Source organism: Cysteiniphilum sp. GTC20157 (genome assembly GCF_055396795.1).
This window is the reverse complement of sequence record NZ_AP044698.1, coordinates 1005309-1030547: the sequence shown is the minus strand read 5'-3', so window position 1 is coordinate 1030547 and position 25239 is coordinate 1005309. Positions and strand designations below refer to the sequence as shown.

Genomic DNA, 25239 nt, shown 5'->3' with positions numbered 1-25239 from the left:
AAAAAAACTCTCACGTATCCTGCTTCTTATTCAAATATAAGTAAGTCTTAGCAATTATATGTGCGCTAATAGGGTTGGTAATCCCAATGAACAAAATTAATAGGATCACTTCAGTGATAATATGCATATCTCTTGCATAAAGTGCTACACCCAACAAAACCAAACCACTTCCTAAAGTGCCTGCCTTAGTTGCAGCATGCATCTTTAAATAAAGATCTTGAAAACGATACAAGCCAATGGCTGCAATTACAATAAATAATGCGCCTAAAAATATACTTAGGCTGCCAATCAATGCTAACATATTCATTATACCCTCTTGTTTGTAAGTAATTGACAATAAGCGACAGTGCTTAAAAACATGATTAAAGACAGAGCAATACAAATATCAAGCAACAAATAAAAATCTATTTTCAAAGCCCACAAACCAACACCGCCTATAAATAGGTTAACTAGCATTTCCAGACATATGAGCTTAACAAAAACACAACGATCCTTTAACACAGTCGCTAAGACGAGAATAAAAGCTATCGCTAAAAATATTACACTGATCGCGTTTAAAGTATTAATCAGTAACTGCATATCTAAACACCTTCATAACTTTTGGTTCCAGTTGTTGCTTTATAAACTTTCTTACCTCTTCAGGCTGTTGACCAAACATCACATGAAGCTTCAATTGATGCTTATTCTTAGTAATATCAATTGATAAAGTCCCTGGTGTTAATGAAATTAGATTTGCCAACAGCGTAACCTCAATATCTAGCTGACAATCTAAATCAATATCTATGATAATAGGCGTATGATATTTCTTAGGTGTGATAACATCCCAAGCGACTATAATGCTTGATTTAAACAGCTCTTTTATACAAAAAAATAGCAGTAATAATAATGCCCATAAGCGAATTTGATAACTTATGTCATCATGCTTTGGAATGACAAAATGGCATATCAAAGCAACAACAAAACCTAATAAGATATTCAAAGGCATGAAGTTATTACTAAACCCACACCAAATAAATGTCAAAAAAATAATCATCAAGGTATCATTTCTCATCATCATTCTCTACCTGTAAAGATCAAGCGGTTGAATATGTGTTAGTTGCGAGGCGATTGGTGTTAACAATTGCAACAGACTATCTGGAAAAAGTCCAATGATAAGCATGATCACAAACAATGGCAAAATAGCCAGATTCAAACTCAATGAGAAAGGAATGACTTTTTGTGGCTTAGACTGTGGCAATTTTGGTGTTTGTGAAAAAACATAACGCCATATTTTGATCATTGAATACAGCGTTAACAAACTAACAATTATGGCAATCGCCGCACTGATATAAAAACCGTGAATAATCGCAACTTTCAACAAAATAAACTTAGCCCAAAAACCAGATAGTGGAGGGAAGCCAGCTAACGACATTGCGGCAATGAAAAAAACAAATGCCAGCCATTTGTGATGTTTAAGCATACTTCCTAGCTTCTTGAAGTCATCTGTGCCAATGTGCTGCTGAATAATTCCTGCAATCATGAACAAAATTGTTTTTACCAGTATATTGTGCACAATGAAGTAAATTGCAGCAATCACCGCCATAGGAAAAGGTAATACAATTGCCAATACAATGTAACCAATTTGACTAATAATATGAAAGGCTAAGATATCCTTAAATCGAAATTGACTAGCTGCCCCAATCACACCAAAAAACATGGTTGCTAAAGCAACACAAAGCAGACTATTTAAAAAGAATTTGTGCTGCAATATTGGCCATAGCCAAACGAATCTTAATAGAATGATCATAACTACCTTTGTCACCAAGGAAGATAATAACATTGTTGAACTAACACTGGTTTTTGGATAGGATCTCGGTAGCCAGAAATATAAAGGAAATAGTGCTCCTTTGACGCCAAGGGAAAAGATAAACAAACAGAGTATCGGCAGTATGCGTGATGTATCTTGTGTTAAATAATGAGAAATTTCATCATAGCTTAATGCCCCATTCAGCCCATAAATCAAAGCAATAGATAATAACATCAACAAAGTTCCAACAATATTCATCATCGCATAATTAAACAGGGCATGAAGTTTAGGATGGCGCGTAGTGCTTAATAAGATCAAGGAACTAACTAAAATCACTTCAAACCACACATACAGGTTGAAGATATCACGCGTCAACAACGCACCAGATATCCCTAATAATAACAGCCAAAATCCCGCATAAAATATTGGGCGTTTAGCACTTAATATGTCTTTATCCGAGTAACTATAAAAGTTGATGCAAAAAGCGACCAAAGCAAATATAGCAAGCATAAAGCTACTGAGTTTATCAACAACGATCGTAATCCCAAAAGGTGGCGCCCAATCACCTAGTCTTATGAAAATTGACTGCTTTAATTGCAAGAGTAGCAATACACTAACAACCAGCCACAAGAATACTAAGCAAAGTTGTAATCGATTGCTAAAGCGAGTATGTGCTTTGGCAATCATAAGATGAATAAAAGCGCCAAATAACGGAATGACAATAACACTTGAAGTAAGGTACTCAATCATCTTGCTTGTCCATAATTGATTTTATTAATGCGCATAAAAATGCTAACAAGCCAAAACCAATGACAATAGCCGTTAAAACAAGTGCCTGCGTTAAAGGGTTTGACAGAGCATGCTGCTTGTCGTTAATAAAAGCAGGCATTGTATTACCAAGTCTGCCACAAATCAAAATAATAATATTGGTCGTGCTACCTAAAAGAATGATGCCAAATACACGTCGAATAATATTTCTGTCCAAAAATAAATAGATACTTATGCTAATCAGTACACCACAGGCAAAAACAATCATATTTCTTTCCCCTCTAAGTTGATAATTAACCATGACAAGCTGCCTGTAATTGTAAAATAAACACCCAAATCAAAGATCAATGGAGAACCTAATTTAATCTCACTGCCGAACACTGACCAAGTTAACCATAATCCAGTGAGCATGGGTTTACCAAAAAATAGTGGCAAACAAATACTTAACAGCAAAAAAAACAATCCTAAAGTCATTAATTTACTTGTCCAATGCCTAAGACCATCGACACTGATCTCATGCGCTAATGCATATAGCGTGATCGCCAAACTGGCACAAAGAGCACCAATAAAGCCGCCTCCAGAATAATTATGCCCTCTTAAGACCAGAAGTACAGAAAGAAGCAACATAATCTGTGTAAGCAATCGTGTCGTTGTTTTAAGTAAAATAGACATCACACATTTTTTTCCTTTTTACACAATGATTTCATAGTGATAATGAGATAAACAGCCAAAGCTGTGCCTAAAATAACAATCACCTCACCAAAGGTATCAAATGCTCTGAAATCAACCAAAATAACATTAACGACATTGCGCCCATAAGCAGCAATAGAACTGTTCTCGATAAAGAAATCACTCAGCTTTGTATTCATTGGCATATTGGTTACTATCAATAACATTGCTGTAATCATCGCACCAAAAATAATTGCAATTGTAGCATTAATTATTTTGCTTCTACTTGTCGTTTTGAGTGTCGGTAACGTCGATTTACGCAGGGCGATTGCTAAAATAATGGTACTTAATATCTCAACCAATAATTGTGTCATGGCTAGATCAGGTGCTCCTTGCAATACAAAAAACGCACTAATTGCAAATCCTAGTAAAGCAAAGCCAATCATATTGATCACTATTTTGCGACTTACAAGAAAACTTACCACAATAGCAATTAACAATAAACTAACGGTATCATTAATACCAATACTAAATGATCCAATGATACTCGTGCTTAAAGGTTTGAATATCACCCAAAAAGCAATAAGCAACCACAGGATCAAGCTTGAAAGTATGATCACTAATTGCTGTGATAATGGTTGTCTTTGGGTTAAATAAGTAATAATGCGTCCAAGGTAAAGAAACCGCTCAAAAAGATATTCAAATAATTGATTGAAATTAATATGAAAGCGTAGTTGTGGTAGATGATCTTTGAGTGCTTTGACCAAAATAAAAATAACCATTCCGCCAACCACTGTGATTAAAGTCAATAACGTTGCCATCTGTGAATATATGGGTTCCAAGGCAAAACGATTACCAACGATACTGTCGATGGCATTGGCTATAACATGATCTAAATAATAGCCCAAGCCACTGAGCGCGACAATAAACAAACTCAACACCAAGGCATAACCAATACCTGTTGCATTTGCGTTATCTGGGTATACGTTGGAGCGCCCTTTGAATAAATAAAATAGGCATTTAAAACTCGTTGCCGCAATCAACATACTACTGAGTATACTTAAAAACATAAGCAGATAAGATACTGAGCCTGAAGCTAATTTCGCCTCATAAATCATTTCTTTAACAACAAAGCCGAAAAATGGTGGTAGGCCTGCCATCGCTGAAAAACAGATAATAGCGACCAATGCGCCCAATATCCATTTTTTTGCAATGCCTCTTAAACTATAAATATCACCTGTGTGATAACGCTTATCAATGGCACCAACTAGCATAAAAGCCGATGCCTTGTATACGCCATGAAAAATTAAAAAAATGATAAATGCTTCAATAGCTTGCCATTTAGGACTTGCCAAAAGATAAACCATAGAACCTAACGCAAAAAGAGTTGTATAGGCTAAAATAGCTTTTAAATCTTTTTGAAATAGACTTAGTATTGCCGCTAAAGTCATGGTGCTCATACCAAAAAAAGCTAATACAGGATACCAATAATCAAAGGAACTAAACAAAGGGTGAAAGCGTGCTAACAGATAAATACCTGCATTGACCATTGTTGCTGAATGCAAATAAGCACTTACTGGTGTTGGTGCTTTCATTGCTTGTGGCAGCCAGAAATGAAAAGGAAATTGAGCTGATTTTGTCACCACACCGAGCATGATTAATATAAAGACACTTAACAGCGAGCCTCCATCATTGAGATAAACGGCATTTTGTAGTGACCAATTGCCTGTTTTCTGATACAAGAGAATGAAACCTGCAAGCATCACGAGTCCACCTAACACTGAAATAAACATGGCATTGAATGCTGCTTGATTAGCACTTGCATCTGTTGTATTAAACTGTATCAACAGATAGGAGCTTATAGTGGTCAACTCCCAAGCAAGAAATAGTACGATCATATCGTCAGTAACAACCATGGCTAACATACTGATGGCAAAGATTTGCAACAGTGATAATAATTTAGCTTTTTTAAAACGATTTGACTGCATGTAATTTGCAGCATATAAAAAAACGCAAATACCGATCCCGCTAATGAGCATAACAAAAACATTGCTTAATCCATCACAATGCCAACTAAATGATATATCAAGAAGCTTTGACCAGTGCATACTGTGAAAGCTAAAAGGTTCGATAATTTTTAGTGACCATAAAAAAGTCAATAACCAGTATATCGACTGGATTAATCGCCACCATTTATTCGGTTGTATATACAATGGTAGCGCCAAAAGGAAACCAAAAAGTAAGAAAAGTGTAAAATCCATTTTGTTTTATATTGTATAAATCATCAGCTTAGTAATTTACTATATCCGTATCTGTAAAACATGCAAATAAAAAATACGGATAACATCCAATTTATAAATATGAAGATACTTTTTCTTTACGTCATATGTCAAAATATCAAAAACATGTTCACACAAAATCGGCTATATTCTTCTATGAATTTTCCATAAATCATAGATACTATCAATAATAAAAATACTAACTGATAGAGCTAAATATATGCTATTAAGTAGTCTGACTGTCGTTATCAGTTTGATAGTAGTTATCTATAGCGCCGAGAGACTCGTGCATCACGCTGCTGAAATTGCAAACTATTTCAAGGTATCACCATTGATTATTGGGATGGTTATCTTAGGTTTTGGTACATCAAGTCCTGAAATAGTGATTGCCATTGTTGCTTCTTTAAATGATCAAAGCACATTAGCAATTGGTAATGCGATTGGTTCTAATATTGCTAACATTGGTTTAATTCTAGGATGCGTACTATTGCTTAAACCAATTAAAGCACCTGAAGAAAATACTTTTTTACACGAGTCAGTGACTTTATTAATCATTACGCTCTTTTTATCGATCATGACTTATAATTTATATTTATCGAGATTTGACGGTATCATGCTTTTGATGATTCTACTATTATTATTTGGTATAAAAATATTTAACAAAAAACACCTATCTGATGACACAGTAACAGCAAAAACACATCATACCTCCCACCCCTTAAAATCAGGCTTATGGATTATCTTTAGTTTACTATTACTTATTCTTGGCTCAAAACTACTTGTGTTTGCGGCAACTAATGTGGGTAAATTTCTGGGAATGTCGGATTTTATTATTGGACTTATTATTGTAGCAATTGGGACATCAATACCTGAGCTAGCTGCCTCTGTTGCTGCAGTTTTCAAAAACCAAGGCGGTCTTGCTATTGGCAATGTCATTGGTTCTAATATATTTAACACACTTGCTGTAACTGGTGTTGCAACGATTATTACTCCCACTGCAGTAAGTCGTACGATCATTTATCGAGATCTCTCTTATATGGTCTTATTGACTGCTTTTTTAACTTACCTACTTCTTATGAGAAAAGGTAAACTAATAACACGAGCATATGGTGCTGCTCTGATTATATCTTATGTCATTTATATCTGCGTGACTGGCTTATTATAGTGACTAGCAGACAACGAAAACTGTATAGAAAATATTGGGAGGGGGGGAACTATTTAGTACGAACTAAAGGTGACACAAAGCCGTCTGGTTTTATCGCCATAATAGAGCACTCAAGTTGATTAATTATGGCTTCAGCAGTATTACCCATAACAAAACCATGAGGCCCACTGCGCGCTAGAGTCCCCATAATAACCAGATCAATCTTATGCTCAACGGTAAATTCACTAATTGCTTTGACAGGCTCACCATAAATTAAGTGCGTTTGGCAATTAGTCAACCTGTCTGCAAATTCCTGTTGTAACGTTTGATATGCTTTTGCCACTTCGACTTTTTTATTCATTTTAAGCTGATTAATGACATGCTCTGGCGTACGAATAAAGGGACTTTTAAGTGTACTTTCTTCGGGCAAATTCCACGCACAAACCATATGACATTCAGCCATTTCATATCGAGCAAAGGAAGTACCAATTTCTATTAACTTAGTATTTAAGGTTTTTTTGTTAATATCCTCAGCACATGGGTCAACACAAATAAGAATACGTTTGTAGTGGTTTCCTTGAATGGGTCTCGTAACCCATATAGGGCAAGGCGCTTTGCGCATTAAAGACATAGATAAAGAGCCGAAAAAGAATCGCTTCATTCCTTTAGCGTTATCAGCAGCTAATATCGCTAAATCTATTTTATTGGCATGGCAGTAGGTTGTGATTTCAACCACAGGATGTCCTGTCAAAAAAACCATATCATACTTAACCAATAATTGTTGTTTTAATGTATTATCAATATGCTTTTGATCTGAATCAGAGAGTTTGCTTCGATGAGCACAGATGACGATTAAATTAGCATCATTAGTCGTTGTAATTGATGCGGCATATTCAATGGTCTGGGCATTATTTTGATCTAATTGTAATATTAGGGCAATTTTATTGAATCGTTGCATAGTTATTTTGTATCCTTACGATTAAGATGAGTAGCTTCGAGTATAGCCGAGCTTATCTCATTTTTCTATTTCCTTAGCTAATAAATAATGACCGTATCAATCTCTTCTTAAACGATCTGAAACAGCAATCGGACTTGGGTAAGTTAAAACGACAATATAAGACGATACAATAAAGCTTAAAATAGCCACCGCTTCGACGATAATCTCAGAGCTTACGGTGGCAATGCCAGCGGTATTTGCTAATGCGATTAACATCAATGAGAACTCACTACCCTGCCCTAAACGCATACCAATCTCAAAAGACTCTTTTGGCGTTTCACGCACTAACCATAGCGTGGCAAAGTGAACGACAGGCTTTAGCACTAGGATTAAAATAGTTAACGCTAACACAACGCCCCATACCGAAGGCAACATTCCAATTTGAAAGCCTGCGCCAACGGAAAAGAAGAATAATATCAAAAAGAAATCACGCAGTGGTTTGAGGTTCTCATAAATATATTTAGCAATTGGTGAACTTGCAACGGTGACACCTGCAATAAAAGCACCGATTTCATTGGATAGTCCAAAAACAATCGCTAACTGCGCCATACCAAGACACCAACCAATCGATAATAGGAATATATACTCTTGGAAGCGGCTAAACTTTCTAAACAGTTTAAAGAGAAAATAACGTTGTGCTAAAAAGCCAACACCACCTAAAACCGGTAGTGCCAGTATTAATTTAACTAATGAAAACAAATGGAAGCTTTCGGTTTGTGATGACCATAAGCTTATAAAGGTGAGCATTAAAATCGCAATTAAATCTTGAATCAATAAAATAGCAATCACTAACTCACCAATACGCTTATGATGTAATGCCGTTGTTGGTAAAAGCTTCAAAGAGATAATCGTACTTGAGAAGATTAATGCAGCCCCAATAATCAACCCTTGTGCGCCAATACCAAAAAAATGACAAATCAGTACGGTAGCGGCAATAAACACCACACTACTGGTGATGCAAACAAACATCGCCTTACCGAGCATTTTTATCATGCTTTTGATTTCTAAATTGAGTCCCAATAAGAACAGCAGAAACATAATACCGATATCCGATATCTCATGTACCGTTGTGGTATCAGCAATAAACCCTAAACAATGCGGACCAACGATAACACCCAAAGCAATATAAGCAACAATGATAGCCTGTCGTGTATAAAGTGCTAGTGTCGCAAAGACTGAAGCCCCAAAAAACACTAAAAAGAACACAAATACCAAGCTATGCATACCCACATCATCCTTATTTTTTACTCATTATATTGAGAAACCTGATAAATAAAAAATAGCGATTGATCTAAAGCAATTACGCACACACTTTAGTGCATATACGCATCTCTATTATTAATTACTACCAAACAGCTTCACATTAGTTGATCCAACACCATTGATCTGGAAACGCTCCACATCAATTAACTGCAATATTTCCAGCTCCTTAGCCGGCGCCAGTAAGTATAACTCAATCCGTTTAGGATAGTAATAAACAAACATCTCAATTTGACATAAATCAACGTTTTGATGCTTTTCGTCAATGTAAGTTGCTAATTGTTGCAAGATCTCTTTACGCGCTGGCGGCATATCTTGAGGGTTAACAATTTCCTCAGGGTGCTCAGCAACATCGACATGGACTGTAATATCTTTAATATTGTCAATTGCTAAGGTCAGAGCACCGCGAACATGTTCCGCAATATAATGCCCTTCTGATGCCGTGATATGCGAATCAACCAAAATATGCACATCAAGTACCACTTGTCCTGCCATTTGACGCGTGCGTAAGCAGTGATGATGTTTAACACCATCAACATTTCTAATAATCTCTTCAATTTGATGCAATAATTCATCATCCACACCGGTATCTACCAACTCAGATAGTGCTTTATAACACCACTTAACACCCATCTTACCAATCATAATCGACACAATCATTGCTGCTAATGCATCCATCCACATCAAACCAAGCATACTACCGATTAAGCCGATAAGTACGACAACAGATGACCACATATCTGATCGACTATGCCAAGCATTAGCACGTAAAAGATCAGAATCAATGCGATTAGCTGTGACCATCGTATAACGAAAAAGTCCTTCATTGGCTAAAATCGAGAAAATAGCAGCATAAATGGTCCATTGATCGGGAATCACTAATTCTCCCGTAAACCAATTAGCTAACGCATGATAAGTAATGAGTAATGCCACCAGGATTAAAATGATTGATAAGATAACGGTTGCTAAAGTCTCAATGCGCTCATGTCCATACGGGTGATTGCTATCAGCGCCTTTATTGGCATGTTTTGCGGCAAACAATACCATAATATCACTTAATAAATCCGAAAATGAATGCACGCCATCGGCGAATAATGCAGGCGAGCCACCGACTAGACCAATCAACATTTTTAATAGCGCCAGAATGGTATTAACAAACATCCCAACAATGGTGACTTTTTTACTTGCTTGATAGCGTTCTAATTCAGAAACAGCCATATTTAAACTATCTTATGCTAGATCAATTGATAGTGCCTAGCATACTGAAGTTTCTTGATTTGTATATCAAAATTATTGATATAGCACCAATTTAGTGCTAATCAATAATCATTCTCAGACGTTGGTAGTAATAGTATTGCCCAACCATAATAAATAGTAAGCTTAAAATCACAATAGGACTGATAATACTCGGCAGTGGCCAACCAAAGCTTAATGCAGATATTTCATCACAAACCAGTGCTAACACGTTTAATACTAGAAAAATTAAGCTAAACCCTGTGGCATTTTTCTCTTTGATATTTTTTATAATTTGCGGCAGCCAATAAACCGCATAGCAAAACATACTGATAAAGCCGATGTTTTCTAACATTGTATTGTTTAAGTTATGTAAACTGACCAAAGCAATACCAACAGCAATAATAAGCAAGCATATAATATGAAAGTTATAATTTTTAGCGTTTATATTTGCTCCTTGATTTGAATGTTTGCTATCACGGTATATTTGCCACTGTTGGAATAACAAACATGCCAAAGTCAACATCGTGACGGCACGGTATTGCCATTGCAAATCAAAACCATAAATCAGATCCAAAACATTAGCAACAACCATCAACAAATGCGTGCCATGACTAATATGTCCTGCTTGGTGTTTTAATTGGTTATGAATAATCTGTGGCAAAAAATAAATGCAATAAATAACAAATGATATGTTAATGCTAATATGACCGATCACGCTTTGATTTTCCCCTTGGCTTGGCTTTACATATGCACAGGAAGATAGAAAAATAATGCACGACACACACTTTAGCAACTTCCTACGCTAGGATTAACTAGTTCAGGTACAAAGGGTTAGGTAAAACCTTCTCAGCAAAATGCACCCCTGTTGTTGGCATCATTCTAGTATGTATTTTTGACCTAAACAAGCCTGAGATTAGCTTATACCGCCCATAAACCATTTTACAGCATTTCTGTCATTGAATTTTATGCCCTTTTGGGTGATGCAATTTTGCCAATAGTCTCAGCTATTGTCTGCAGTTCCATCACCCAAAAACATCAAAAACCTCTTCGACATCTAACACCGCAAAATGATTTACGAGCGGTATATATTAACAGAAACAACCGCCTCTAGTTCTTTTATTTTTTCTCTTAAACTTAAAATAATTGAAATGCCCGATGGATTAACACCTAAATCACGCATTAAACGCATCGCTGATTTAGCGCGTGCAATATCATATGCTGAAACATAATAACTATCCGCTTGCACTTTAGCACTTACCACATCATGCTCAATCCATTCGATAATAATAGTTTGTGGCACACATAACATTTCGGATAACTCAACAATGCTAATATAGTCACTTTTTATAATCATCTCCGTCATCTTTATGCTCCTAATAGATCTTTACGCGGATCAAACGCCATCTCAGTGGCCATGTTTTGATAAAATGCTTTTTGTGCTGCTGATACCGCAGGCGGCAATATAACATCTAGCACCACATAAAAATCACCACCTGCCAAGCCTTTACCTTTTAAGCGCATTTTTTTACCACTTTGGGTATGCTCTGGCACCTTAAGCTTTATCTGACCATGTGGTGTTGGTAAATTAATCTCAGCACCTAACGCCGCCTCCCAAGGCGCTATGGGGATATGACTATAAATATCATTACCAACTACTTTGTATTGTTTATCAGACTGAACAATGATCTCAAGATATAAATTACCACTTAAGCCACCGCCAACACCTGCTTCTCCTTGGCCTTTTAGACGGATTTGTTGATGATTGCCAACGGCTTTAGGAATTTTAACTTTTAGACGTTTCGTTTTCTCAACAACTAGTCCCTCGTCATTAACTGCCTGATAAGCAAAATGCAGCTCACGCTCAACACCTGCTAAAGCATCGTTTACGCTAATTTCAACCTTGGTATGCAAATCCTGACCGTTCATTGCAAAACCTTGTTTACGCCCTTGACGCTGGTTATGCTGTTGGCGGAAAAATTCACCAAAGATATCCTCATAACCACTAAAATCACCTTCTTGGTAAAAGTGTTGTTGGCGATTGCCATGCCCTTGATGCGTATTTCCACTTTGATGAAAACCTCCCTGTTTGGCATGCTGCCAATTAGCGCCATATTGATCGTATAGCTTGCGCTTTTCACTATCTTTCAGTACTTCATAAGCATCTTGCACTTCTTTGAATTTCTCTTCGGCATTGGCTTCTGTACTGACATCAGGATGATACTTTTTAGCTAAACGACGATAGGCTTTTTTAATCTCAGCATCGGTGGCTGTTTTGGCTACACCTAACAGCTGATAGTAATCTTTTTCCATAGATCAATTTCCTTTTACTTAGTTTTTATTTTGTCAATACCGCTTAATAATTTAAGTTAATAACATATCTCTTTTTGTTGCTCTTTAAAGTAACGAGCAATGCCGCCTTCATAGTTATAGACGTTTTCAAAGCCAAGCTCAATAAGCTTTTGTGCAGCCTTTTGACTTCTAACGCCAAGTTTGCAAATCACTATAATTTTTTGTGCTTTACTTATACCTTCTGGCACAACACCTTGCAACACTTGCGCCAACGGCAGATGTTCTGCTTTAACGTCTAAGGCAGCAATATCAAGCTCCCATGCTTCGCGCACATCAATAATCAATGCCTCTGGATCAAGCTGATATGCCTTTTGTACTTCGATTACTGTATTATTGTTTTGCTCAAGACCAAAATCATGTGTTACACAACCCTTGCAATTTGGATTGCGTCTAAACCCATAATTTTGCCAAGTCAATGCATCACTATCAAATATCATTAGATGCTGCTTAATCTCTTTGCCTAAAAAGAAATTCACTGCCATATTTGCTGCCATCGTGCCAACGACACCGACACTTGCGCCCAACACCCCTGCTTCTGAGCAATTTGGCACTAAGTGAGCCGGAGGTGGCGATGGATATAAACAACGATAGCAAGACTTTGTGGGATCAAAAAAACTTAATTGCGCCTGTGATTTAAGCACACTGGCACTAATAAAGGGTTTATTAAACTTGCAACATGCGTCATTTACTGCATAACGCGTTTGAAAATTATCACTGCCATCGATGATTAAATCATAGTTTGTAAAAAGCTCGCACGCACGCTCAAAATCTAAGCGCTCATTATATTCGATCAACTCAATATCACTATTAATTGCTGATAAATGATTTACTGCAGTCGTTGATTTTGCAACGCCCAAATCATTTTCGGTAAATAAGATTTGTCGTTGCAAATTAGATAATTCAACCACATCAAAATCAACAAGTCCTAAAACACCAACACCAGCTGCTGCCAAATACATCGACACAGGAGAGCCAATGCCACCACAACCGATAATACAAACGCGCGCATTTTGTAATTTTTGCTGTCCTTCAATCCCCATAACCGGAAAATGACGTTGATAACGTTTATAATTCATAAGATATATTCATCAAACTCTATATGATGTCATCAATTATAACCGCTCTAAGCAAGCTATCAATTCAACAACTAGCACTTTCGATCTAAAAACCTTGTAATATTGTTGTTACGAGCAGGCAAACTAAATAGTTATAATAGCTAATCCAATTTTTCACAAACATTATTTTGTAACTGAAAATGTGCAAACTCAATATTATTCAGCAAACTTTGTAAATGCTCTAATTTAATTGCTGTCATAATAATTTGTGCATTAATATGCATCAACTTATTAAGCACTTTTTGTAAATGCATTTGATCTAGCTCTGAGTGCAGGTCATCCACAAGATAAATACAACCGGTTTGATGTTCTTTTGAAAATATCTCACCTTGTGCTAGTTTCAACGCTGATATTAAAATCTTCTGCTGACCACGTGAAAGAATATCTTGCGCTGGATGACCTTTGACCTTAAAGCGTAAATCCGCGCGATGCACACCATGACTGGTAACACCTGATTTTGCATCACTGGCATAACTTGAAGTTAATACATCTCTTAAGCTTTTATCTTGCGACCAACCACGATAATAGCTCATGTCAATAACAAGTTCACTGTTAAATTCTTTGAGAATTGACATGACTTTAGGCATTAAAATCTCAAAGTATTCAAGTCGTGCCTGATCTAAACTTTCTGATTTAGCAACAAGCTCTTGATCCAAAATTTCTATATAGCTTAATGGATAACCTTGCTTTAATGCCGCATTACGCTGCTTAATCAAACGTTTTGATTGCTGCCATAATGTTAAAAATTGGGGCTTATGATAAAAAGCCCCCCAATCTAGAAGTTTAGAGCGTTGTTGCGCGCCACTATTTATTAAGCTAAAGCTCTCAGGATTAAACAGTTGTACAGGCAATGCACGTGTTAACTGTGCTTGCGATTGTGCATCTTCAGCATTTAATTTCACGATACTTTTACTGTGTTTGTCACGCATGCTAGCAAGCGTTTTTTCTTTTAAATCATTCGCTCCATAACCACTATAAAATTTAGCAAACAGTTGAAAATTATCTTTTTCATGCTCGATGATTCGCGCAAGCTGTGAGCTTCTAAAAGAACGCCCCATCGATAAAAAGTATATAGCTTCTAAAATAGAGGTTTTGCCACTGCCATTTTGCCCACAAACAACATTCACTCGCGGATGCAATGCCAATGAGGTATTGGCTAAATTACGAAACTGAAAGATATTAAGTGCGCTGATATACATAAACGAGAAAAGCTTAAACTGGTTTAAAAATGCTTTGCACAGATGACGAGGTTAAACGATTATGTAGCTCAATCGCATAGCGATCAGTCATGCTTGCTATAAAATCACTGATGACTCGCGCACGATTAATCTGATCATCTGGGTCAAAGGCATAAAAAATCTCACCAATATCTTCAGGCAAAAGGGATGTCTCTATCTGTGAGTTAATTAATATATCAAATAATGAAGAGATAATCTTACGCCCTTGATAACGCACAACATTCATCTTGGGTGAGCTAATCACCATAAAGTAGACAAAAAGCTTTAATACTTCGACTTGTTTGTAAACGTCTGACTCAAGAGAAACTGAGGATAATACTGGACAAGTCTCATCATAATTAAGGGATACATGTGAAATACAATAATGCACAAGGTTTGAAGTGAATTTTGTGCGTAAATAGCTTGAAGTAGCCAGTTTTTTTGCCTGCTGATAAATATCGTCAAATTTAGCATCAAAATCGATAATCCCTTCAAATATTGATTTTAAAATCGCTTTAATCTCTGTGATTGATAAATAAAGCCCATCAAGCTCAGCTTGCTGCTGTACTTTTATAAGTACTTTTTCTTCGGCATTAACCATTGATAATGGATCTAAAAAACCACCCTTGAAAGCGTCCTCAATATCATAAGTCGAATACGCAATATCATCTGCCAAATCCATAATTGAGCATTCTATTGTCTTAAACTTGCGCCCTTGCAAAATATCATCAGGATAACCAAAAAGCACATGTTGTTTAATTTTCTCAACCATTGCCTTTTCGCTGGCATAGTACCCTTTTATCGGTCGATCACTCGAGCTAATAATATAACTAGGAATCTCTTTGTCATATTTGAGTGTTGCCGCCAAGGTACGATGTGTTAAATTCAAGCCAAAACGATTATCCTTACCTGAATGAATAGGTCCCTCGCCTTTAAACACTTTTTTCTCGGTTTTTGCTAATAACCTTAACGTTTGCGCATTGCCCTCAAAACCACCAAATTCACGCATTTTAGCATGTAATGCTTTCTCGCCATTATGGCCAAAGGGTGGGTGTCCAATATCATGACACAATGCTGCTGTCTCGACTAAGTCAGTATCCAAGTCTAAGTCAAAGCGTGAGTTTAATCCTGTTGCAATGGATTTGGCAACTTGCGCCACTTCCAGCGAATGCGTTAATCTGTTTCTAAAAAATTCACTTTCAGAACAAGGAAAAATCTGTGTTTTGCCTTGCAGACGCCTAAAAGATGCTGAGTGAATGACACGTGCATAATCACGACGAAAGGCAGAAAAATGCTCTTTTGGATGTGATTCATACACACCACGATAATAATCTTTTTCCTGATAAAGTGATCTTTTTAGCTTGCTTGACATAACTGTCAATATTTCCTGTTGTTAACTTAATTTCTAACACAACAGCAGTGTAACTGATTGTTTGTGCTTTTCACAGCGCTTCGTGCACTGTCAGGCATAGTATTGACGTTTTTTTGTTTGTCATTACTTTACAGAGTTAATAAATCTACGTAATAATAAGCGCGTTGTTGCATAAGCTGTTATTAGCCGAGCATCAGCAAATTAGGTTTGATAAATCCTTAAGGAAAATAATAAGAATACACAAAGGAGCATAATTTATGAAGAAAGTTTTAGTTGCAGTATTCACAGTAGGTGCGTTGTTATCGATTTCAGCTTTTGCTAAAGAGGCAGGCAAATCTGAAGTTGTTGTTGAAGCAAAAAGCATTCTTGGTGATCTTAGCATGAACCAAAAGATTGTTATTTCAGCTGCTGACGTTGCTGCAGGCAAAGACAAAACTTTTGATTTGGCCGAGTTCTGCACATATACCAATGATAAAAATGGCAAAGTAACGGTTGATGTTTCAAATAATGAGAAGAAATTTGCAGTTGTCGGTACCAAAGGTGAAGGTCAGCTACCTTACACGCTTGTGATCAATAAAACGCCTGTCAAATATGGTAAAAATGAACTGGTTGTTGATGCTAATGATTTACCATCAGGCTGTAAAACCAAAGAAGCGGTTTCTATGACATTTAAAGGTGCTGATATTCGCAATGCAAAAGCTGGGACATATAATGCCTCTTTGAATTTAAGTGTTGCTTAACAACACGTATTCAATTAAATTTTTCAGTACATAAGTAAAACCATAAGGGATATCTTTTTAGAGAGTCCCTTTTGTTATTTATAAGGAATAAAGCCATGAAATTAATGCGTATATTCGCAGGTCTTTTGTTACTGACCATTAGTACATCTTCTCTTTTTGCTGGTGCGGTACTTGATGTTGTTAAACCTGATGTTGTCATCAACCAAAAAGTTAAACGTGATTATATTCCACTGACTAACATTGGTAATAGCAAGGGTACCTTTATTGTACAAGTTAAGAATGTAACGGATCCTAAAAACATTATCACTTATAGCAATAAAGAACTTAAAAATCTACCTGTTATTATCAGCCCGATATTAATTCGTAATTTAGGCGCTGGCAATAATAAGCGTATTTCAGTGCGTGCAAAGGGTAAAGTCACTAAACCTATGAAACTACAGTTAGTGATTAGTGAATATAAAAAGTCAGCTGATGACAAAACGGCAGTTGCCGACGATGCAGCAGGTATTGATGTGCAAGGATCTATCCATTATATTGCCAACATTGCAATTGGTTAATAATCGATACTAAATCATGGGAGGCTAAATGACAGCATCAAGCAAACGTCTTGCTTTTATTTTTTTTCTTGCTGCCTTTATCCCTGCAACCCTAACGGCTTATCAGTTCAAGAACAACTCAAAATACTATGAGCGCCCAACTAAAAAAGAACAAGAAAACCCACGTTTCGTGGTTGGCAATCTGACACTCAATGAAAAAATCGTTATTAGTGCAGATATGATCACCAAAGGTCGGGATCAAATTATTCCTATAGGCACTTTCTGCGCTTATCACAAGGGTAATAAAAGCTTTCCTTTACGCGTTACCACAAATGAAGGTAAATTCATTGCTAAAGGTTTAAACAATCAAGGCAATCTACCTTATCGTATTTTAATTAACAAGATACCAATGCCTTACAACCAGATTCAGGCCATTCAAACAAATAATCACAACGTTAATGAATGTCAACTTTATGAAACCATTGCCATTAAATTCTCCAAACATGCGATTCAAAATGCCAAAGCTGGACGTTACCAGCTGTCATTAATTCTGCAAAGCAGATAAGTCATGCCTATTATTTATCAGCTCTTTTGCAAGAATAAGGTCAAGCAAATTGCTATCTATTTGAGCATCGCGCTATGCCACTGTTTATTTTTTGGCATGACACCTAAAATTTCTGCCGCCTCCGATTTACCACCGGGCTTTGAAGACTTTATTGAAGATGATGAAACAAGCCTTGTTACTATTGTTTTTGGTAAAGAAAAACTACTAGAGACAACAGCCACTTTTAATGATGATGAAATTACTTTTGATGAACCTGATCTTATATTACAAAAACTTAAACCCTATATTGCAAAAACTGCCCAACATTTACTATTGCAGGAAATATCAACACCACAAAAAACCAATGGCGAACGTAATTGCAGCAATGGTCTCAATTGTGGCTTTATTCGTCCACAAACATTGGGCGTTATTTTTGATCGCAATAATTATCGTGCGCAACTGTTTATTAATCCCAAATATCTTTTGGCACAAGATGCCGTTCCTGCTAAATTTCTGAAAGATTCAACCGCAGGCTTTGGCATGCTTAATCTATTCCAACTGGGTCTATCAGGTAATAATGATCAGAACCACTCGATGGCTTTAAATCACAATGGTTATTTAGGCTATGGTAACTGGCATTTCGATTATAAGGATAACTTCACCTATTCCGTCACCCCTGGGCAGCCACCAATTAAGCAATTTCAGTTTCGTGACTTTGATCTAAATTGGCGCCATAAACAGTATCACCTATCAATAGGCTTACAAGATACAGTAGGCACAATGATCATCCCAAGTTTACAAATTATCGGCGCCAGCGTGCAAACCAATCTTGAACTTTTGACTAACTTAAATGAGCAAATTGCCACACCAGTTGAAGTCAATATCATTGTGCCTAGCTATGTTGATGTTTATCGTGGTAATACCTTAATTGATACCCAGTATTTCCCACCAGGGAATCATTTTCTTGATACACGTAGTTTTCCCTCAGGTGCTTATATGCTACGCCTTGAAACACGCACATTGACCAATCAAACCTCTAATAAACAAGTTTATTTTATTAAGACCAACGCATTACCACTTTTGACGTTACCTAATTATTACATAAGCTATGGGCGTTTGGCTGAACTTGTTTCAGGGACGACTTTTCCTACCCTAACCGATCTTAATGTACTGACGTTTGAAGCTAAACAGCGCTTAAGTAAATCTTTTGGTATTGGTGAGCATATAACCATGTTTAATCAACAAGAAGCCATTGGTGAGTTTATGTTCATGATGGAGTTGTCACATTTAAGTTTGTATAACTCACTTGCTGTGAGTAATTTTGGTGATCTTGGTCTTGCTTTTTCTATTGCGGGTAACGTATCAGGCGTGACATTGAATACTTTTTTCCGACAAACCTGGGTTAAAGAAAATAGTAGTAGCTATATCAATCAGTATTTTGAAGACACACAAACCAGTAATACAAATATTGGCACATCATTGTCCTTTAATTGGCATGACATTAACTTCACAACTTCATTAAGCTATGCCTATATCGATAATAACTTCCAACACGATATTGGTTTTGGTATTGCTAAAACGCTAAGCTTCGGAGACAACAATGACTTAACACTCTCGTTATCTTTAGATCACTCAAAAAGCAACAAAAGCGCCTTCTTACAATTAACATGGAGCTTTGCCACACAAAATGGCTGGTATATGGCAGCAGGTCTTGAAGGTCAAGTAAGTCAACAAAGTGAGAAAGAAGTACAAAGAGAGGAAAACATTAAACTCAATATTGGCAAAGAGTTTGCAGGTAGTGACTATCAAAATGATGTAGGTGTCAGCACTGAAGTCAATCACAACACCCAATACTATTCACAATATGCAAGCACTAGCAATCGCTACTTTAATTCACTACAACAGCTTAATTTGGCACAATCAAAACATGATAAATCTGTCATTAGCTACAACATTCAAACATCAAGCTCACTTGCCTACACACCAATAACCAACTGGGGAATTAGTGGCTCAGATAATCGCAGTGGTGTACTTATTTATGTTAATGCAGATATTCCTAGTAAATATACCATCTATGTTGATGGCAAAGAAAATGCAATCATCGATAGTAATGAGAGTTACTTTGTACCAATGTCAGTATATAAAGAGCATAACGTACAAGTTCAAGCGCATGAAGTCACCTTAAGCGTTCCTAACAATGACCGCGATATTATCCTTTATCCAGGTAATGTTGAAACGATTGAGCTTAATGCTAAACCTGCTGTTTTAATCATGGGCAACTTTGTGAATAGACAAGGGGAAATACTCAGTTATGCCAAAATAACTGGTGGATTAGAGCCCAGTGAAACTGATGCCGATGGCTTTGCACAAATTGATGTCATACTAGGAGATAAACTTACCCTTGGGACCAAGGATGGACAAACTTGCACAGTCAACGCTAATGATTTAGAGGCAGAAGATGGCATTGCTTTCCAAGATGAAATCATTTGTGAGTAATCAACTACTTCTTATGCTTAAGCGCATTTTTTAATTGATCAAAGCTAATCATTGATTCATGATCGGTTTCTTTTCTTGCAATCAGTTCATTACCTTTATAGCCATAGCCATAAAACACTTCATAACTTAGCGACAACCCGAGTTTTTCCAGTCGCTGACAAAAACTTTGCCAACGAACTTTACCCGTCAAGGTTTTACGCATTTTGGTATCAGCTAAAGGCTCATTTAATGCGCGAATATCAGAAAATAAGGTGTCGATCGTTTCATATTCGAGTTTTAATGTTTCAGCATCCATTACTACACTTTGATATTGCTCTTTTTTTAGCACATCACCAATATCATGCATATCTAACATTTGATTGATATGTACCATACCATCAATAAGCTGCCAAGCTTTTTTGATCTCTTGCAAACTGCTACTTCCAAAACTGGTAAAAACCAAGACCCCTTGCGACTTTAACTGCTTATACCAGCTTCTTAATTGTGCATTGATATTTGCTGCCTGTTGAATTTTACACTGTGAAATAATCACATCATAAGCTATCTCTGAATTTAGCGTGTGATGTATTGTTGCATTCGGATAAAGCTTTTTAATTTCTGACAAATGCAAGTCTAATCCTTCAATAAAAACATAGTTAGGGTTTAATTTAATAAAGCTTAATTTATCTAATAAGCGCTCAGCAATTTCATTTTTTATAAAGCTATCATTAACAAAACGCCGCTCATATTGTTGATGTTTTTTTTGGAATAATGATTGATCAAACATATTTATTAAAACCTATAGCAATTACATTTATTTTTTAACTTCCACCCTCCGACTTCGCTCAGGGTCGACTATCAAAACTGTTGAACGAATATTTGACTTAATCTATTTCTGTTCACGCAACTTATCTAAATAGCGCAATGACAGCATATGATAAATGGGTTCTTTACAGATCACGCGTGAAGAAGCCGTACCTAGAAGAGCTGCCAACATAATGGGTAATAGCATCCCACTTGAGACATTTTGTGTCATCTCAGACACGATGATAAAGCAAGTAATTGGACTTTGCACGACACCAGAGAAATAAGCAACGGTTCCAATTAAGATAATTGCTCCAGCATATTTAGGATCAAAAAAACTACTCATCATGTGTCCAAATCCAGCCCCTGCTGATAAAGATGGCGCAAAAATCCCCCCTGGAATACCACTAACAAACGACAATAAAGTGGCAATCATTTTCCACAAGCCAAAGAAAATAGATACATGGACATCATGACCATTTAATAGTGCTACCGCTGTTTCTTTACCACTACCGTAAATAACGCCACTCGTGCACACACCAATTACCGCAATAACAAAACCGATGCTCCCTGCGAATAACACCGGATGCTTGCGAATAATTCCAACGACCGCGGCTGATACAAATAACAGCATCCGACTAAATAATCCACCCAAAAAACCACAAACAACAGCAACAATAATAAGCACGATCCAGCCACCGCCTAAAATATCTAAGGTTGCAGAACTTGCGCCAAAGTAGGCGTAATTGCCCATAATCTCTAAAGATACAAAACCACACAATACGACGGTGGTAATCATCGTACCGGTAATGCCTTTATCAAACGACCCTGCTAACTCTTCGATCGCAAAAACAACCCCTGCCAAAGGTGCGTTAAAGGCCGCAGCAATCCCAGCAGCTCCTCCGGCTAATAATAAACCTTTTTCCGTGTCTTCACGGTTAAACTTCTCTAATCGCCCTAGAAAGTGCATAACTGATGCACTTAATTGAATCGTCGGTCCCTCACGCCCAATCGAGGCGCCACTTAAAAAGCCTAATGCGGTTAATAAAAATTTGCCCAATGCAATACGCATTGACACCATCTTGCTACGTCGTTGCATATTTTTAACTTTGAGGGCTGTCATCACTTGGGGAATACCACTACCTTCAGCTCCATCAAAATAGGTTTTAAGCAAATAAATAATCACCATAAAGCCAATTGGCATAATAAATAAAGGCCAATAAGGATGATCTTGACTTAACTCATTAAAACTGTCGTTGAGATTGTCACATAGATAAGCAAACAATACACATATCAATCCAACAAGAATCGCCCCACCCCAGAAGATCAAACGCCTTCGCCAAAGTGATAGAGACATGAGTTTGCGTGATTCAGTGAAAATCTTATCTTTTTTTAACGCTTTTAAATCAAAATATTTCATGAAAACTGTCTTTACCACTCTAAGCAAAATTGCTGATGCTATTTTACGCTTTAGTTTCTTGAAAAAAAAGTACAAACAGCTTAATAACTATGACAAAATTAACCACACATCATGTTAACTCAAGTGAAATCGATGAAACAAACGCATATTATTACCATCACCTATACTTCACCTGCTGAAGTTATAGACCAAGTGAGAGCAAAACATCGCACGTTCTTAGATCGCGGTTATGAAAAAGGGCTATTTATAGCCTCAGGACCTAATAGTTCACGCAATGGTGGCGTGATATTAGCCTCAGGCGATTTAGATGAAATCAAAGCATTACTGCAGGAAGACCCCTTTATTACTGAAAAGGTAGCAAGTTACAGCTATCATAGTTTTGATCCTGTTAAGCATGCAGAAGCCTTTAAGGCCTTTATTTAAACTAAGTGTTTAATATACCCCTCAAGACTATCAAGATAACTCTCAATCGTTGATTCATCGCGATTTAATAAAGTAATGAGCTCCTTGACAAATCCTTCGATAAGTAGGCTTGTTGCTTGATCTTTATTAATACCACGTGATTGCAGATAAAATAGCGCCTGCTGATCAAGCTGACCAATCGTGGCGCCATGACTACAAACCACATCATCGGAATAAATTTCAAGCTCAGGTTTGGTATTGATTTCTGCAGTATTTGTTAGCTGAATGTTGCGATTATTTTGTAATGCTTTGATGCTGTGTAAACCTTTAGCAACATATGCCTTTGCATTAAAGGTTGCCGATGCCTTACCACCAACAACACCACGAAACGCGACATCACTTTGCGTATTTGATGCATTATGTTTGACATTAATGTGATAATCGGTTTTTGCATTATGCGTTAAAGCGTAGATACCCTTTGCATTAAAAACAGCGCCTTCACTTTGCAAATCCACATCAAACTCAATGCGCTTAAGGGCGGCATAAGCTGCCATTTGAAATGTTTCATAATAGGCATTTTTAGCTATTGAGAGTTTTAGTTTATGCGTCACCAATAACTGCTCCAGACTTTTGTTTGCCAAGGCATCATAGCAGCACTTCGCACCCTCTTTCAGATTGATATTGCTACAGATATTGGCTGCTGAATAGGTGTCACTTAATGCGATAAAATTCTCACAAATCATACACTCTGCATATTCATCAATCATCAAAGTATGTTGATAGTTAACCAACATCTTCTGACTATTATCGGTATGTAAATACGTCATGACAATAGGTTTGGTTAAACACGTATTTTTCTTAACCTGAATCGTCACACCGCCTAAATATGAGGCGATGTTTAGATTAGACAGTGCATCATTATTTTCACGCTTAGGCTCTAGTGACAAACTATCATTAATAATTACACCATCAATGTCATCAACATAAGCAAGCTGACCATCAACAAAAACAATATTATGCATATCCGTATTTAGATTAATCATTGACAATGTTTCGTCAATATTTGTATTAACCTCAAGCTTAACTTGAGTAATACCATACTTTCTATACAAAGCAGTTAAATCGGTATAGCGCCACTGTTCATTTTTTTTATTTGGAAAGCCTTGATCAATAAATGCCTGCCATGCACTTTCACGCTGTTTAATCGCACCATCTGGCAGATTAAGCTTAGAAATTGGCTGTTCTAATTGCAACATATTGCGCTCCTTAGTCATTAATCCAAGCATAACCTTTATCTTCAAGCTCAAGTGCGAGCTCTCGACCACCTGATTTAACAATTTTGCCATCTGCTAAAACATGAACGAAATCAGGTGCAATATAGTTCAATAAACGCTGATAATGGGTAATGACAATAAAGCCACGCTCACCATTGCGCATATGGTTCGCACCTTTTGATACCACCTGCAACGCATCGATATCAAGCCCTGAATCTGTCTCATCTAGAATACAGACTTTAGGCTCAAGCATCATCATTTGCAGCATTTCATTACGCTTTTTCTCGCCACCTGAGAATCCTTCATTTACACCACGCTTCATATATTTTTGATCCATTTCGAGGATATCCATATTCGCACGTAGTTTTTTCATAAAGCTCATTGCATCAAGCTCGCTTTGCCCTTTGGCTTTGCGTGTACTATTGACGGCTGTTTTTAGAAATTGCGTGTTACTCACCCCAGGGATTTCAACTGGATATTGAAAACTTAGAAACACACCAGCATGCGCACGTTCTGAAGCATCCAATTCAAAGATATTCTGACCATTTAATAATACTTCACCTTCAGTGACTTCATAACCTGATTTACCCGAAAGCACATTACCCAATGTACTTTTACCTGCACCATTTGGTCCCATAATTGCGTGGACTTCACCTGGTTTAATCTCAAGATTAATTCCCTTTAGCAGTACTTTATCTTCTACTCTGGCATGTAAATTTTTAATCTCTAACAACATATCGTTACTTCGCTTTTTCTTAATTTACTTTTCTACTTACTGAGGTTACGCATTTCATTTATTCCAACACCCGCCTCACAAGCTCGGGCCCCTCTTTGCAAGAGGGGCGGCAGCCG

26 protein-coding genes and 1 riboswitch are annotated in these 25239 nt (G+C 36.9%); of the genes, 6 read left to right on the top strand and 20 right to left on the bottom strand.

The window, feature by feature from the left end:
* Positions 1 to 10 precede the first annotated feature (10 nt).
* From mnhG to mbhE, 7 genes are read right to left on the bottom strand one after another with little or no spacing between them, the layout of a single operon-like run.
* A complete protein-coding gene (gene mnhG / locus ACZ5V8_RS04620) occupies positions 11 to 307 on the bottom strand; it encodes a monovalent cation/H(+) antiporter subunit G (protein ID WP_464218544.1) in 297 nt (98 codons plus the stop codon).
* Positions 307 to 579: a monovalent cation/H+ antiporter complex subunit F gene (locus ACZ5V8_RS04615; RefSeq protein ID WP_440615543.1), complete on the bottom strand. Its 273-nt coding sequence runs from the start codon at positions 577 to 579 to the stop codon at positions 307 to 309. Before ACZ5V8_RS04615 ends, mnhG begins: the two co-directional genes overlap by 1 nt.
* On the bottom strand, positions 563 to 1057 hold the full coding sequence (locus ACZ5V8_RS04610) for a Na+/H+ antiporter subunit E (RefSeq protein ID WP_464218543.1): 495 nt from the start codon (positions 1055 to 1057) through the stop codon (positions 563 to 565). The genes ACZ5V8_RS04615 and ACZ5V8_RS04610 overlap by 17 nt, the downstream gene beginning before the upstream one ends.
* 3 nt (positions 1058 to 1060) lie before the next feature.
* Positions 1061 to 2536, bottom strand: coding sequence for a complex I subunit 5 family protein (locus ACZ5V8_RS04605; protein WP_464218542.1), 1476 nt, complete (start codon positions 2534 to 2536; stop codon positions 1061 to 1063).
* Positions 2529 to 2822: an NADH-quinone oxidoreductase subunit K gene (locus ACZ5V8_RS04600; protein ID WP_464218541.1), complete on the bottom strand. Its 294-nt coding sequence runs from the start codon at positions 2820 to 2822 to the stop codon at positions 2529 to 2531. Before ACZ5V8_RS04600 ends, ACZ5V8_RS04605 begins: the two co-directional genes overlap by 8 nt.
* Positions 2819 to 3226 carry an MnhB domain-containing protein gene (locus ACZ5V8_RS04595; RefSeq protein ID WP_464218540.1) on the bottom strand — a complete coding sequence of 136 codons (408 nt, stop codon included), beginning with the start codon at positions 3224 to 3226 and terminating at the stop codon, positions 2819 to 2821. Before ACZ5V8_RS04595 ends, ACZ5V8_RS04600 begins: the two co-directional genes overlap by 4 nt.
* On the bottom strand, positions 3226 to 5331 hold the full coding sequence (mbhE, locus tag ACZ5V8_RS04590) for a hydrogen gas-evolving membrane-bound hydrogenase subunit E (RefSeq protein ID WP_464218539.1): 2106 nt from the start codon (positions 5329 to 5331) through the stop codon (positions 3226 to 3228). Before mbhE ends, ACZ5V8_RS04595 begins: the two co-directional genes overlap by 1 nt.
* Positions 5332 to 5722: 391 nt before the next feature.
* On the opposite strand from mbhE, the gene ACZ5V8_RS04585 reads away from it, so the two are divergent.
* Positions 5723 to 6667, top strand: a complete 945-nt coding sequence (locus tag ACZ5V8_RS04585) for a calcium/sodium antiporter (protein WP_464218538.1) — start codon at positions 5723 to 5725, stop codon at positions 6665 to 6667.
* A 49-nt stretch (positions 6668 to 6716) separates the two neighbouring features.
* Here the strand turns inward: ACZ5V8_RS04585 and ACZ5V8_RS04580 are convergent, their stop codons facing one another.
* From ACZ5V8_RS04580 to dgt, 9 genes are all read right to left on the bottom strand, one after another.
* A complete protein-coding gene (locus tag ACZ5V8_RS04580; RefSeq protein ID WP_464218537.1) occupies positions 6717 to 7604 on the bottom strand; it encodes a universal stress protein in 888 nt (295 codons plus the stop codon).
* Positions 7605 to 7700: 96 nt separating this feature from the next.
* On the bottom strand, positions 7701 to 8867 hold the full coding sequence (locus ACZ5V8_RS04575; protein WP_464218536.1) for a cation:proton antiporter domain-containing protein: 1167 nt from the start codon (positions 8865 to 8867) through the stop codon (positions 7701 to 7703).
* Between the two features lie 114 nt (positions 8868 to 8981).
* Positions 8982 to 10121 carry a cation diffusion facilitator family transporter gene (locus tag ACZ5V8_RS04570; protein ID WP_464218535.1) on the bottom strand — a complete coding sequence of 380 codons (1140 nt, stop codon included), beginning with the start codon at positions 10119 to 10121 and terminating at the stop codon, positions 8982 to 8984.
* A gap of 97 nt (positions 10122 to 10218) precedes the next feature.
* Complete coding sequence (locus tag ACZ5V8_RS04565) at positions 10219 to 10854, bottom strand: PQ-loop repeat-containing protein (RefSeq protein WP_464218534.1); 636 nt, start codon at positions 10852 to 10854, stop codon at positions 10219 to 10221.
* A gap of 62 nt (positions 10855 to 10916) precedes the next feature.
* Positions 10917 to 11013: riboswitch (TPP riboswitch) on the bottom strand.
* Positions 11014 to 11211: 198 nt separating this feature from the next.
* Positions 11212 to 11502, bottom strand: coding sequence for a chaperone modulator CbpM (locus tag ACZ5V8_RS04560; RefSeq protein WP_464218533.1), 291 nt, complete (start codon positions 11500 to 11502; stop codon positions 11212 to 11214).
* 2 nt (positions 11503 to 11504) lie between these two features.
* Positions 11505 to 12449 carry a DnaJ C-terminal domain-containing protein gene (locus ACZ5V8_RS04555; protein WP_464218532.1) on the bottom strand — a complete coding sequence of 315 codons (945 nt, stop codon included), beginning with the start codon at positions 12447 to 12449 and terminating at the stop codon, positions 11505 to 11507.
* Between the two features lie 56 nt (positions 12450 to 12505).
* A complete protein-coding gene (locus tag ACZ5V8_RS04550; RefSeq protein WP_464218531.1) occupies positions 12506 to 13564 on the bottom strand; it encodes a ThiF family adenylyltransferase in 1059 nt (352 codons plus the stop codon).
* A 140-nt stretch (positions 13565 to 13704) separates the two neighbouring features.
* Complete coding sequence (gene recF, locus ACZ5V8_RS04545; protein ID WP_464218530.1) at positions 13705 to 14802, bottom strand: DNA replication/repair protein RecF; 1098 nt, start codon at positions 14800 to 14802, stop codon at positions 13705 to 13707.
* A gap of 13 nt (positions 14803 to 14815) precedes the next feature.
* Positions 14816 to 16192, bottom strand: a complete 1377-nt coding sequence (gene dgt / locus ACZ5V8_RS04540) for a dGTP triphosphohydrolase (RefSeq protein ID WP_464218529.1) — start codon at positions 16190 to 16192, stop codon at positions 14816 to 14818.
* Between the two features lie 257 nt (positions 16193 to 16449).
* On the opposite strand from dgt, the gene ACZ5V8_RS04535 reads away from it, so the two are divergent.
* From ACZ5V8_RS04535 to ACZ5V8_RS04520, 4 genes are all read left to right on the top strand, one after another.
* Complete coding sequence (locus ACZ5V8_RS04535; protein WP_440615559.1) at positions 16450 to 16932, top strand: hypothetical protein; 483 nt, start codon at positions 16450 to 16452, stop codon at positions 16930 to 16932.
* Positions 16933 to 17027: 95 nt separating this feature from the next.
* A complete protein-coding gene (locus ACZ5V8_RS04530; protein ID WP_464218528.1) occupies positions 17028 to 17489 on the top strand; it encodes a hypothetical protein in 462 nt (153 codons plus the stop codon).
* A 28-nt stretch (positions 17490 to 17517) separates the two neighbouring features.
* On the top strand, positions 17518 to 18033 hold the full coding sequence (locus tag ACZ5V8_RS04525) for a hypothetical protein (protein WP_464218527.1): 516 nt from the start codon (positions 17518 to 17520) through the stop codon (positions 18031 to 18033).
* 3 nt (positions 18034 to 18036) lie between these two features.
* Positions 18037 to 20508, top strand: coding sequence for a TcfC E-set like domain-containing protein (locus tag ACZ5V8_RS04520; protein WP_464218526.1), 2472 nt, complete (start codon positions 18037 to 18039; stop codon positions 20506 to 20508).
* A gap of 4 nt (positions 20509 to 20512) precedes the next feature.
* Here ACZ5V8_RS04520 and ACZ5V8_RS04515 read toward each other — a convergent pair whose 3' ends face one another.
* Both ACZ5V8_RS04515 and ACZ5V8_RS04510 read right to left on the bottom strand, forming a co-directional pair.
* Positions 20513 to 21274, bottom strand: coding sequence for a malonyl-ACP O-methyltransferase BioC (locus ACZ5V8_RS04515; RefSeq protein ID WP_464218525.1), 762 nt, complete (start codon positions 21272 to 21274; stop codon positions 20513 to 20515).
* 102 nt (positions 21275 to 21376) lie between these two features.
* A complete protein-coding gene (locus ACZ5V8_RS04510) occupies positions 21377 to 22711 on the bottom strand; it encodes a chloride channel protein (RefSeq protein ID WP_440615564.1) in 1335 nt (444 codons plus the stop codon).
* 132 nt (positions 22712 to 22843) lie between these two features.
* Here ACZ5V8_RS04510 and ACZ5V8_RS04505 point away from each other — a divergent pair, with 132 nt between their 5' ends.
* Complete coding sequence (locus ACZ5V8_RS04505) at positions 22844 to 23134, top strand: YciI family protein (RefSeq protein WP_440615565.1); 291 nt, start codon at positions 22844 to 22846, stop codon at positions 23132 to 23134.
* Here ACZ5V8_RS04505 and sufD read toward each other — a convergent pair.
* Both sufD and sufC read right to left on the bottom strand, forming a co-directional pair.
* A complete protein-coding gene (sufD, locus tag ACZ5V8_RS04500) occupies positions 23131 to 24369 on the bottom strand; it encodes a Fe-S cluster assembly protein SufD (RefSeq protein WP_464218524.1) in 1239 nt (412 codons plus the stop codon). The genes ACZ5V8_RS04505 and sufD overlap by 4 nt on opposite strands.
* Positions 24370 to 24379: 10 nt before the next feature.
* Entirely contained in the window at positions 24380 to 25123 is a 744-nt protein-coding gene (gene sufC / locus ACZ5V8_RS04495; RefSeq protein WP_464218523.1) for a Fe-S cluster assembly ATPase SufC, read from the bottom strand.
* Positions 25124 to 25239 lie beyond the last annotated feature (116 nt).

What these genes read in the sequence shown, in the direction of transcription:
- mnhG (WP_464218544.1), bottom strand. Translation starts at nt 307, where the DNA reads ATGAATATGTTAGCATTGATTGGCAGCCTAAGTATATTTTTAGGCGCA.
- ACZ5V8_RS04615 (WP_440615543.1), bottom strand. Translation starts at nt 579, where the DNA reads ATGCAGTTACTGATTAATACTTTAAACGCGATCAGTGTAATATTTTTA.
- ACZ5V8_RS04610 (WP_464218543.1), bottom strand. Translation starts at nt 1,057, where the DNA reads ATGATGATGAGAAATGATACCTTGATGATTATTTTTTTGACATTTATT.
- ACZ5V8_RS04605 (WP_464218542.1), bottom strand. Translation starts at nt 2,536, where the DNA reads ATGATTGAGTACCTTACTTCAAGTGTTATTGTCATTCCGTTATTTGGC.
- ACZ5V8_RS04600 (WP_464218541.1), bottom strand. Translation starts at nt 2,822, where the DNA reads ATGATTGTTTTTGCCTGTGGTGTACTGATTAGCATAAGTATCTATTTA.
- ACZ5V8_RS04595 (WP_464218540.1), bottom strand. Translation starts at nt 3,226, where the DNA reads ATGTCTATTTTACTTAAAACAACGACACGATTGCTTACACAGATTATG.
- mbhE (WP_464218539.1), bottom strand. Translation starts at nt 5,331, where the DNA reads ATGCACTGGTCAAAGCTTCTTGATATATCATTTAGTTGGCATTGTGAT.
- ACZ5V8_RS04585 (WP_464218538.1), top strand. Translation starts at nt 5,723, where the DNA reads ATGCTATTAAGTAGTCTGACTGTCGTTATCAGTTTGATAGTAGTTATC.
- ACZ5V8_RS04580 (WP_464218537.1), bottom strand. Translation starts at nt 7,604, where the DNA reads ATGCAACGATTCAATAAAATTGCCCTAATATTACAATTAGATCAAAAT.
- ACZ5V8_RS04575 (WP_464218536.1), bottom strand. Translation starts at nt 8,867, where the DNA reads ATGCATAGCTTGGTATTTGTGTTCTTTTTAGTGTTTTTTGGGGCTTCA.
- ACZ5V8_RS04570 (WP_464218535.1), bottom strand. Translation starts at nt 10,121, where the DNA reads ATGGCTGTTTCTGAATTAGAACGCTATCAAGCAAGTAAAAAAGTCACC.
- ACZ5V8_RS04560 (WP_464218533.1), bottom strand. Translation starts at nt 11,502, where the DNA reads ATGACGGAGATGATTATAAAAAGTGACTATATTAGCATTGTTGAGTTA.
- ACZ5V8_RS04555 (WP_464218532.1), bottom strand. Translation starts at nt 12,449, where the DNA reads ATGGAAAAAGATTACTATCAGCTGTTAGGTGTAGCCAAAACAGCCACC.
- ACZ5V8_RS04550 (WP_464218531.1), bottom strand. Translation starts at nt 13,564, where the DNA reads ATGAATTATAAACGTTATCAACGTCATTTTCCGGTTATGGGGATTGAA.
- recF (WP_464218530.1), bottom strand. Translation starts at nt 14,802, where the DNA reads ATGTATATCAGCGCACTTAATATCTTTCAGTTTCGTAATTTAGCCAAT.
- dgt (WP_464218529.1), bottom strand. Translation starts at nt 16,192, where the DNA reads ATGTCAAGCAAGCTAAAAAGATCACTTTATCAGGAAAAAGATTATTAT.
- ACZ5V8_RS04535 (WP_440615559.1), top strand. Translation starts at nt 16,450, where the DNA reads ATGAAGAAAGTTTTAGTTGCAGTATTCACAGTAGGTGCGTTGTTATCG.
- ACZ5V8_RS04530 (WP_464218528.1), top strand. Translation starts at nt 17,028, where the DNA reads ATGAAATTAATGCGTATATTCGCAGGTCTTTTGTTACTGACCATTAGT.
- ACZ5V8_RS04525 (WP_464218527.1), top strand. Translation starts at nt 17,518, where the DNA reads ATGACAGCATCAAGCAAACGTCTTGCTTTTATTTTTTTTCTTGCTGCC.
- ACZ5V8_RS04520 (WP_464218526.1), top strand. Translation starts at nt 18,037, where the DNA reads ATGCCTATTATTTATCAGCTCTTTTGCAAGAATAAGGTCAAGCAAATT.
- ACZ5V8_RS04515 (WP_464218525.1), bottom strand. Translation starts at nt 21,274, where the DNA reads ATGTTTGATCAATCATTATTCCAAAAAAAACATCAACAATATGAGCGG.
- ACZ5V8_RS04510 (WP_440615564.1), bottom strand. Translation starts at nt 22,711, where the DNA reads ATGAAATATTTTGATTTAAAAGCGTTAAAAAAAGATAAGATTTTCACT.
- ACZ5V8_RS04505 (WP_440615565.1), top strand. Translation starts at nt 22,844, where the DNA reads ATGAAACAAACGCATATTATTACCATCACCTATACTTCACCTGCTGAA.
- sufD (WP_464218524.1), bottom strand. Translation starts at nt 24,369, where the DNA reads ATGTTGCAATTAGAACAGCCAATTTCTAAGCTTAATCTGCCAGATGGT.
- sufC (WP_464218523.1), bottom strand. Translation starts at nt 25,123, where the DNA reads ATGTTGTTAGAGATTAAAAATTTACATGCCAGAGTAGAAGATAAAGTA.